Source organism: Streptomyces sp. PU-14G (assembly GCF_041028275.1).
Taxonomy (GTDB): Bacteria; Actinomycetota; Actinomycetes; order Streptomycetales; family Streptomycetaceae; genus Streptomyces.
The window spans coordinates 1-8,229 of the sequence record NZ_JASKYT010000335.1; the positions used below are offsets into that span (position 1 = coordinate 1).

The following is an 8,229-nucleotide window of genomic DNA, read 5'->3' on the forward strand; positions in this document are numbered from 1 at the left end:
CGGGACGGCTGTGTAGAGTCCCACCGGGGCCCGAAGTCGCACCTCCAACGTGCGGCTTCGGGCCCCGGTGGGACTCTACACAGCCGTCCCGGGCGCCCGGGTGGTCATTCGGCCATCGGCAGGTACACCCGGTTGCCCGCGGCGGCGAACTCGCGGGACTTCTCGGCCATTCCGGCCTCGACCTCGTCCATGGTGGCGCCGTGCTGTTCGCGGATCTCCTGGGAGATCTTCATGGAGCAGAACTTGGGGCCGCACATGGAGCAGAAGTGTGCGGTCTTGGCGGGTTCGGCGGGGAGGGTCTCGTCGTGGAAGGAGCGGGCGGTGTCGGGGTCGAGGGCCAGGTTGAACTGGTCTTCCCAGCGGAACTCGAAGCGGGCGTCGGACAGGGCGTCGTCCCAGTCCTGGGCGCCGGGGTGGCCCTTGGCGAGGTCCGCGGCGTGGGCGGCGATCTTGTAGGTGATCACGCCGGTCTTGACGTCGTCCTTGTCGGGCAGTCCGAGGTGTTCCTTGGGGGTGACGTAGCAGAGCATCGCGGTGCCCCACCAGCCGATCATCGCGGCGCCGATGCCGCTGGTGATGTGGTCGTAGGCGGGTGCGATGTCCGTGGTGAGGGGCCCCAGGGTGTAGAAGGGGGCCTCTTCGCAGACCTCCTGCTGCCGGTCGACGTTCTCCTTGATCTTGTGCATCGGGACGTGTCCCGGGCCTTCGATCATGGTCTGCACGTCGTGCGCCTTGGCGATGCGGTTGAGCTCGCCGAGGGTGTCCAACTCGGCCATCTGTGCGGTGTCGTTGGCGTCGGCGATCGATCCGGGGCGCAGCCCGTCGCCGAGCGAGAACGTCACGTCGTAGGCGCGCAGGATCTCGCACAGCTCGCTGAAGTGCTCGTACAGGAAGCTCTCCCTGTGGTGGGCGAGGCACCAGGCGGCCATGATGGAGCCGCCGCGCGAGACGATGCCGGTCTTGCGGCGCGCTGTCAGCGGCACGTACCGCAGCAGCACGCCGGCGTGGACCGTCATGTAGTCGACGCCCTGTTCGCACTGTTCGAGGACGGTGTCCTTGTACACGTCCCAGGACAGCTCCTCGGCCTTGCCGTCCACCTTCTCCAGCGCCTGGTAGAGCGGCACGGTGCCGATGGGGACGGGGGAGTTGCGCAGCACCCATTCCCGGGTGGTGTGGATGTTGCGTCCCGTGGACAGGTCCATGACGGTGTCGGTGCCCCAGCGGGTCGCCCACGTCATCTTCTCGACCTCTTCCTCGATGGAGGAGGTGACGGCCGAGTTGCCGATGTTGGCGTTGACCTTCACCAGGAAGTTCTTCCCGATGATCATCGGCTCGGTCTCGGGGTGGTTGACGTTGGCCGGGAGGACGGCCCGGCCGCCCGCGATCTCGTCCCTGACGAACTCGGGCGTCAGGTTCTCGCGGAGTGCGACGTACTCCATCTCCGGTGTGATCTCGCCCCGCTTGGCGTACGCGAGCTGGGTGACGGCGGCGCCGTCGCGGCCCCGGCGCGGCTGGCGTGGGCGGCCGGGGAAGACGGCGTCCAGGCCGGCCAGGTCACTCGATCCGCTCCGGAGCAGTCCGCCGCGCGGGCTGGTGTGCTTGAGTCCGTCGTCCTCGGGCCGCAGTGCGCGGCCCGCGTACTCCTCGGTGTCCCCCCTCTGGATGATCCAGTTCTCGCGCAGCGGTGCGAGACCGCGGCGCACGTCGGTGTCGATGGCGGGGTCGGTGTACGGCCCGGAGGTGTCGTAGAGCGTCACGTCCTTGCCGTTGGTGAGATGCACGCGTCGGACGGGCACCCGGATGTCCGGGCGCGGTCCTTGCAGATATCCCTTGTGCGAGCCGATGGCGCGCTGCGCGGGCTCGGTGGCGTCCGAGGTGTTCTCGGGGCGCGCGTGTGCATCCTGCGTGGTCATGAGACCCACTCCCTACGCCGGCATTACCCGGTAACAGGTTCGGCGGTCGGCGCAGCGGCTTCCGTGGTTTATCACGGAGGTCAGCGCCCTCTCAGCCCCGTGCTCGGAGCTCCCGCGATGTGCAAAGGCGTCTCTACGCTAACGGCACACCGCCCGTACTGAACACCCCGCATGGCCGTTCTTGCGATGATCGGTCGGTGACCCACTCGCACTCGCCGGACCAACCGACGCCCCACCGCGGCCCCGCGCCCGGCTCCGCCCACCCTCCCGAGCCGGGCCGGCCCCCTGTGCAGGGGGAGGTTCACGGACCCGCACCCGCGCAGGGAGAGGGCTACGGCTACGCACCCGTGCAGGGAGAGGGCTACGGCTACGCGCCCGCGCAGCAGGCGCACGGTCAAGGCCACGTGCACGGTCAAGTCCCCGCGTACGGCCAAGACCACGGTCACGCCCACGGGCACGGGCACGCTCATGGGCAAAGCCACACCCACGGGCACGCCCAAGGAAACGGGCACGGCCACGCCCATGGCCACGGGCACGGGCACGGGCACGGGCACGGGCCGGCGGCGCCCGTCTCCCGTCATTTGCGGAAGGTGATCGCCGCCGTGCTCGTGCCGTTCGCGGTGGCGGTGCTGGCAGGGCTGGTGGTGCTGTGGCCCGGCGGGGCGCCAGGGCACCCGCACGATCACTCGGGTGTCGGCTTCGACCGGCCGACGTTCGGTGCGAAGGTGACCAAGCTGGTCGAGGTCGACTGCGGTGACGTCAACGTCCGCCAGCCACCGCCTGCTTCGGGTGGCGGCTCGGCCGGGCAGTCGGCGGGCGGCGCGCAGGGCCAGGGCGGGGGAGCGCACGGCCCGTGCCGCAAGGCGACGGTGGAGGTCACCGAGGGCAAGGACGCGGGCCGCACCTTCACGGAGGTCGTCACTCCGGATGCCACCCGCACCTACGAGGTCGGCCAGAAGGTCGTGGTCGGGTACTCCGAGAAGGCGCCGCGCAAGCTGCAGTACAGCGTCGTCGACACCAATCGCGATGTGCCCATGGTGCTGCTCGCCGTCGTGTTCGCGCTCGTGGTGGTGCTGGTGGGGCGGTTGCGCGGGGTGTTGGCACTGGTCGGGCTGGTCATCAGCTTCGCGGTGCTGACGCTGTTCATCCTGCCGGCGATACTCCAGGGGTCGAATCCGCTGGTGGTGGCGGTGATCGGGGGCAGCGCCATCATGCTGGCCACGCTGTACCTGTGCCACGGGCTGTCGGCCCGCACCTCGGTGGCGGTGCTGGGGACGCTGGTGTCGCTGCTGCTGATCGGAGTGCTGGGGTCGCTGTTCATCGACTGGGCCCAGCTGACCGGCAACACCGACGACCAGACGGGGCTGGTGCACGGGCTGTATCCCGGCATCGAGATCCAGGGGCTGCTGCTGGCCGGGGTGCTGATCGGCTCGCTCGGCGTGCTGGACGACGTGACGGTCACCCAGACGTCGGCCGTGTGGGAGCTGCGGGAGGCGGATCCGGGGGCGAGCTGGCTCAAGATCTACCGCTCCGCCATGCGCATCGGGCGGGATCACATCGCGTCCGTCGTCAACACGCTGGTGCTGGCGTACGCGGGTGCCGCGCTGCCGCTGCTGCTGCTGTTCTCCATCGCGCGCAGTGACGTGACGATGGTCGCCACGAGCGAGGTGGTCGCCGAGGAGATCGTCCGCACCCTGGTCGGCTCCATCGGTCTTGTCGCCTCGGTGCCGGTGACGACGCTGCTGGCGGCTCTGGTCGTCTCCGCCGACCGTTCGCGGGCCGCGTCCTCGTCCATGGCTGCGCCCACGCCCACGCCTGCGCCTGCGGACGGGGACCGGGGCGGAAGCGGAGCGCCGCGCTCCGCGCCGCCTGGGGCGCCGCCCGCCGTACCCGCCCCCGGCCGCCGGGGTGGCCGCCGCCGCAAGCCGAAGTGACACCGCCCCCCGGCGACGAGCACGCGAGACCGGCCGCCGCCGCGACGGCCGCCGCCGCGGGTACGAGAGCCGACGGCCGGCACCGCGGGTACGAGGGCCGTCGGCCGCCGCCGCGGGTACGAGGGCCGTAGGCCGCCTCCGCGGGACGGGGCGCGCCCGTCACCGCGCGGCGGCGCGGGCGGTCACCAGTCGCTGCGCGAGGAGGAGCCCGACGTGAAGCGGCGGACGAGGTAGACGACACCGCCGACCAGGGCGACGAAGACCAGGACCTTGAACAGCAGGCCGACCAGGAAGCCGACCAGGCTGGCGATCAGGCCGCCGAAGACGACGAGCGCGATCACCGGTATGACGATCCACGTGACCCACCAGGGGAGTCCGGCGAGGGTGCCTTTCGCGTCCATGACTGTGTGCTCCGTCTCTGGGTGTGTTCGAAGGCGTCGTGCCCTCTGACGTCGATGCTAGAGGGGTCCGCAAGGCGATGGGGCGGCTCGTGCCCCGGTCCTCCCCTGAACCTGACCCTGAGGTAACCCTGAAACGTCGGCGGCCCGCGGGGTACGGCGGCCCGCCGGGTACAGGAGCCTGCGGATGCGCGGGCGCTCAGTCCTCAGGGGGCGAGAAGACCACGAGAACGCGCAGGTCCTCGGTGATGTGGTGGAACTTGTGCGGCGTCCGCGCCGGTACGTAGACGACGCTGCCCCGCGCCACCTGCGTGGTCTCCTCACCGACGGTGAGGGCACCCCGGCCGCTGACGACGAAGTAGACCTCGTCCTGCTCGTGCGGCTGCTGCGGGTCGACGGTGCCCGCGTCGAGCGCGTAGAGGCCGGCCGACATGTTCCTCTCCCGAAGGAACCTCAGGTACGCGCCGTCGTGCGCGGCCCGCTCCGCGTCCAGGTCCTCCAGCCGGAAAGCCTTCACCGTCGTCCCTCTCCCCGGGCCGGTTCCGCCGCCCGGTCCGCCTCCGCCGCCCACCGGCCGTACGCTCCGGCGTCGATCTCTGCCACGATCTGGGTATGAACTTCCTCATCAAGACGCTGGCCAACGCCGCGGCGCTCGCCGTGGCGACCTGGCTGCTCAGCGACATCGAGCTGACCGGCGGGTCGGGGGGCGAGAAGGCGCTGACGCTGGTCGTCGTCGCCCTGATCTTCGGCGTCGTCAACGTCGTGGTCAAGCCGGTGGTCAAGCTGCTGTCCCTGCCGCTGCTGGTGCTGACGCTGGGCCTGTTCACGCTGGTGATCAACGCGCTGATGCTGATGCTGACCTCCTGGGTGGCGGACAAGCTCGACGTCAGCTTCCACGTGGACGGGTTCGGCACGGCGTTCCTCGGCGGCCTGATCATCTCGGTCGTCTCCTGGGCGCTGCACATGGTTCTGGACCGGGACTGAGGCGCATGTACCGCGTCTGTTTCGTGTGCACGGGCAACATCTGCCGCTCGCCCATGGCCGAGGCCGTCTTCCGCGCGCACGTGCGGGACGCGGGGCTCGACGGGCTGGTGGAGGTCGGCAGCGCGGGGACGGGCAGCTGGCATCTGGGCGAGGCGGAGGACTCCCGTACGACGGCGGTGCTGCGGGAGGCGGGCTACCCGCTGACCCATACCGCACGGCAGTTCGAGTCGGAGTGGTTCGAGCGGTACGACCTGGTCGTCGCCCTCGACGCGGGCCACGCCGCCGAACTGCGCGCCCTCGCCCGCACCACCGCTCAGGCCGCGCGGGTACGGCTGCTGCGCTCCTACGACCCGGAGGCCGACCCGGACGACCTGAGCGTTCCCGACCCCTACTACGGCGGCGAGCGCGGTTTCACGGCGTGCCTGGAGATGGTCGAGGCAGCCGTACCCGGGCTGCTCTCGGAGGTCGGCGCGGCCCTCGAGGCACGGGAGGCGGGCTGATGTCCCCGGCCGACGGCGGGGACCGCGGAGCCGGGCGCTCCGACGCGGGGCAGCCCGGCGCGGAGAACCCCGGCGCGGAGAGCCCCGGAGCAGGGCGCTCGGACGCGGGACAGCCCGATGCCGTCCCGCCACCGCCACCGCCACCGCGCCCCGTCGCCCGTACGGCCGAACTGCTCGGGCGGCCCGCCACGGCCGCCGTCCCCACCGGTGGCGGCTCGATCTGCGACGCCTACCGGGTCGAACTGGCCGACCACGGCTACCGGGGCGAACTGGCCGACGACGGCCACCGGGTCGAACTGGCCGACGACGCCTACCGGGGCGAACGCGCCGATGAGAGCCGGGGTACGGCGGGGTCGGAGGGGCGTGGCCGCGGCCCCGTCACGGTCTTCGCCAAGGCGCTGGACGCCGCGCCTGCGGACTTCTTCGCCGCCGAGGCGGCGGGGCTGGCCCGGCTGCGGGCGACCGGTACCGTCCCGGTGCCCGAGGTGATGGCGGTCGAGCGGGACGTGCTCGTCCTGGAGTGGCTGGAGCCGGGTGCTCCGGACCGTGCGGCGGCCGAGCGGCTGGGGCGGCGGCTGGCAGCCCTGCACGCGAGTCCCGCCCCCTCGTGGGGCACGCCGGGGGAGCCCTGCTATCTGGGCCCGCTGCCGCTGACCTCGCCGCGCGAGCCGGTCGCCGACCCGGCCGCCTGGCCCCGCTTCCACGCCGAGCACCGGCTGGAACCGCTGCTGCGGGCCGCTGTCGACAGCGGCCACCTCGCGCCGTCGGACGCGCGGGATGTCGAGCGGCTGTGCGAACGGCTCGGGGACGAGGCCGTCTCGGGCCCGCCGCAGCCGCCCGCCGTCATCCACGGCGATCTGTGGTCGGGCAACGTCCACTGGACGGCGGACGGCCAGGCCCGCCTCATCGACCCGGCGGCCCAGGGCGGCCACCCCGAGACCGACCTGGCGATGCTCCAGCTGTTCGGCTGCCCCGAACTGCCCCGCATCCTCGCCGCGTACGAGGAGGTGCGGCCTCTTCCGGGCCGGCAGGCGCGGGTACCGCTGCACCAGTTGCAGCACCTGCTCGTCCACGCGGTCCTCTTCGGCGGCGGATACGGTGCACAGAGCGGCGCCGCGGCCCGCGCGGCCCTGGGCTGAGCACCTGCGGAAACGGGCCCTGCGCCGGGCACGAACGAGCGTGTGAGCGTCACCAGGAGGCACCACGATGACCCCGACCCCACCGGACGACACCGCCCCGCTGACAGGGGCGGGTCTCGACTACGGGCCCGCGGGCGACGCCGACGGCACCCGCGTGGTGCGCGCCGGGCTCCCGGCCGAGGAACCGTACGAGCCGCCGCTGCCCGGCCCCGTCTTCGCCGCGCACTACCACCTGCCGGGCGAGGTCGAGGACGCGCCGTACGCCTACGGGCGGGACGCCAACCCCACCTGGACGCGGCTGGAGCGGGCCATCGCCGAACTGGAGGCGCCCGAGGACCCCGAGGCGGAGGTGGTCGTCTTCTCCTCCGGCATGGGCGCGATCTCCGCCGTGCTGCTCTCCCTGACGCGGCCGGGGCAGACGGTGGTGCTGCCCTGCGACGGCTACAACCTGCTGGCCGCTCTCCGCGAGCGGCTCGAAGGCTTCGGTGTCCGGGTGCGGACGGCCCCCACGGGCGGGGACGCACAGCTCGCCGAGCTGGAGGGGGCGAGCCTGCTGTGGCTGGAGACGCCTTCCAACCCCGGCCTGGACGTGTGCGACATCCGCAGGCTGGCGCAGGCGGCGCACGAGCAGGGCGCGCTGGTGGCCGTCGACAACACACTGGCCACGCCGCTCGGCCAGCGGCCACTGCTGCTGGGCGCCGACCTCTCCGTCGCCAGCGGGACCAAGGCGCTCACCGGCCACGGCGACGTGCTGCTCGGCTATGTCGCCACCCGCTCGCCCGAGGTGGCCGCGTCGGTGCGGGCCTGGCGCAAGACGGTCGGCGCGATCCCGGGGCCGATGGAGGCGTGGCTGGCGCACCGTTCGCTGGCGACGCTGGAAGTGCGCACGCAGCGTCAGGCGGGCAACGCGCTGGCGGTCGCCGAGGCGCTGAGCGCGCGCCCCGAGGTGAGCGACGTCCGCCACCCGGGGCTGACCGACGATCCGGCGCACGCGCTGGCCTCCCACCAGATGAGCCGCTACGGCTGCGTCGTCTCCTTCACTCTGCCGGACCAGGCCCATGCCAACCGTTTCCTCGCCCGGCTGCGCCTGGTGGGCGACGCGACCAGCTTCGGTGGCGTCCGTTCGACGGCCGAGCGCCGCGGGCGGTGGGGCGGCGACCAGGTGCCCGAGGGTTTCGTGCGGCTGTCGGTCGGCGTGGAGGACAGCGCGGACCTGGTCCGGGACATCCGCCGTGCGCTGGACGCCTCGGCCGCCCCCGCCCCCGGGCCCGAGGCCGGTGCGGCGGGCTCGGGCGGGGGCGGCCGGGGCGTGTGAGGGTCAGGCCGGCGGGGCGCCCGGGCCGCCGTACTCGGGGCTGGAG

General features: G+C 72.7%; 8 protein-coding genes and 1 riboswitch. Of the genes, 5 read left to right on the forward strand and 3 right to left on the reverse strand.

Annotated elements, in window-relative coordinates:
* Positions 1 to 104: 104 nt before the first annotated feature.
* On the reverse strand, positions 105 to 1,913 hold the full coding sequence (gene thiC / locus AB8Z75_RS27855) for a phosphomethylpyrimidine synthase ThiC (protein WP_369206718.1): 1,809 nt from the start codon (positions 1,911 to 1,913) through the stop codon (positions 105 to 107).
* A riboswitch (TPP riboswitch) is annotated at positions 1,906 to 2,039 on the reverse strand. (Overlaps the previous gene by 8 nt.)
* Positions 2,040 to 2,317: 278 nt before the next feature.
* Here thiC and AB8Z75_RS27860 point away from each other — a divergent pair.
* Positions 2,318 to 3,847 carry a YibE/F family protein gene (locus AB8Z75_RS27860; RefSeq protein WP_369206732.1) on the forward strand — a complete coding sequence of 510 codons (1,530 nt, stop codon included), beginning with the start codon at positions 2,318 to 2,320 and terminating at the stop codon, positions 3,845 to 3,847.
* A 182-nt stretch (positions 3,848 to 4,029) separates the two neighbouring features.
* Here the strand turns inward: AB8Z75_RS27860 and AB8Z75_RS27865 are convergent, their stop codons facing one another.
* Together AB8Z75_RS27865 and AB8Z75_RS27870 are read right to left on the reverse strand one after the other, a co-directional pair.
* On the reverse strand, positions 4,030 to 4,248 hold the full coding sequence (locus AB8Z75_RS27865; protein ID WP_369206720.1) for a DUF5326 family protein: 219 nt from the start codon (positions 4,246 to 4,248) through the stop codon (positions 4,030 to 4,032).
* 196 nt (positions 4,249 to 4,444) lie between these two features.
* Positions 4,445 to 4,762 (reverse strand): cupin domain-containing protein, encoded by a 318-nt coding sequence (locus tag AB8Z75_RS27870; protein WP_369206722.1) that lies wholly within the window; start codon positions 4,760 to 4,762, stop codon positions 4,445 to 4,447.
* Positions 4,763 to 4,857: 95 nt separating this feature from the next.
* Between AB8Z75_RS27870 and AB8Z75_RS27875 the strand changes: the two genes are divergently transcribed.
* The 4 genes from AB8Z75_RS27875 to AB8Z75_RS27890 all read left to right on the forward strand — a co-directional run bounded on the left by AB8Z75_RS27875 (position 4,858) and on the right by AB8Z75_RS27890 (position 8,183).
* The gene (locus AB8Z75_RS27875; RefSeq protein ID WP_369206724.1) at positions 4,858 to 5,229 is read left to right on the forward strand and encodes a phage holin family protein; all 372 of its coding nucleotides are present in this window, start codon (positions 4,858 to 4,860) and stop codon (positions 5,227 to 5,229) included.
* 5 nt (positions 5,230 to 5,234) lie between these two features.
* A complete protein-coding gene (locus AB8Z75_RS27880) occupies positions 5,235 to 5,729 on the forward strand; it encodes a low molecular weight protein-tyrosine-phosphatase (protein WP_369206726.1) in 495 nt (164 codons plus the stop codon).
* A complete protein-coding gene (locus tag AB8Z75_RS27885; protein WP_369206728.1) occupies positions 5,729 to 6,868 on the forward strand; it encodes a fructosamine kinase family protein in 1,140 nt (379 codons plus the stop codon). The genes AB8Z75_RS27880 and AB8Z75_RS27885 overlap by 1 nt, the downstream gene beginning before the upstream one ends.
* Before the next feature lie 67 nt (positions 6,869 to 6,935).
* Entirely contained in the window at positions 6,936 to 8,183 is a 1,248-nt protein-coding gene (locus AB8Z75_RS27890) for a cystathionine gamma-lyase (protein ID WP_369206730.1), read from the forward strand.
* Positions 8,184 to 8,229: the final 46 nt, after the last annotated feature.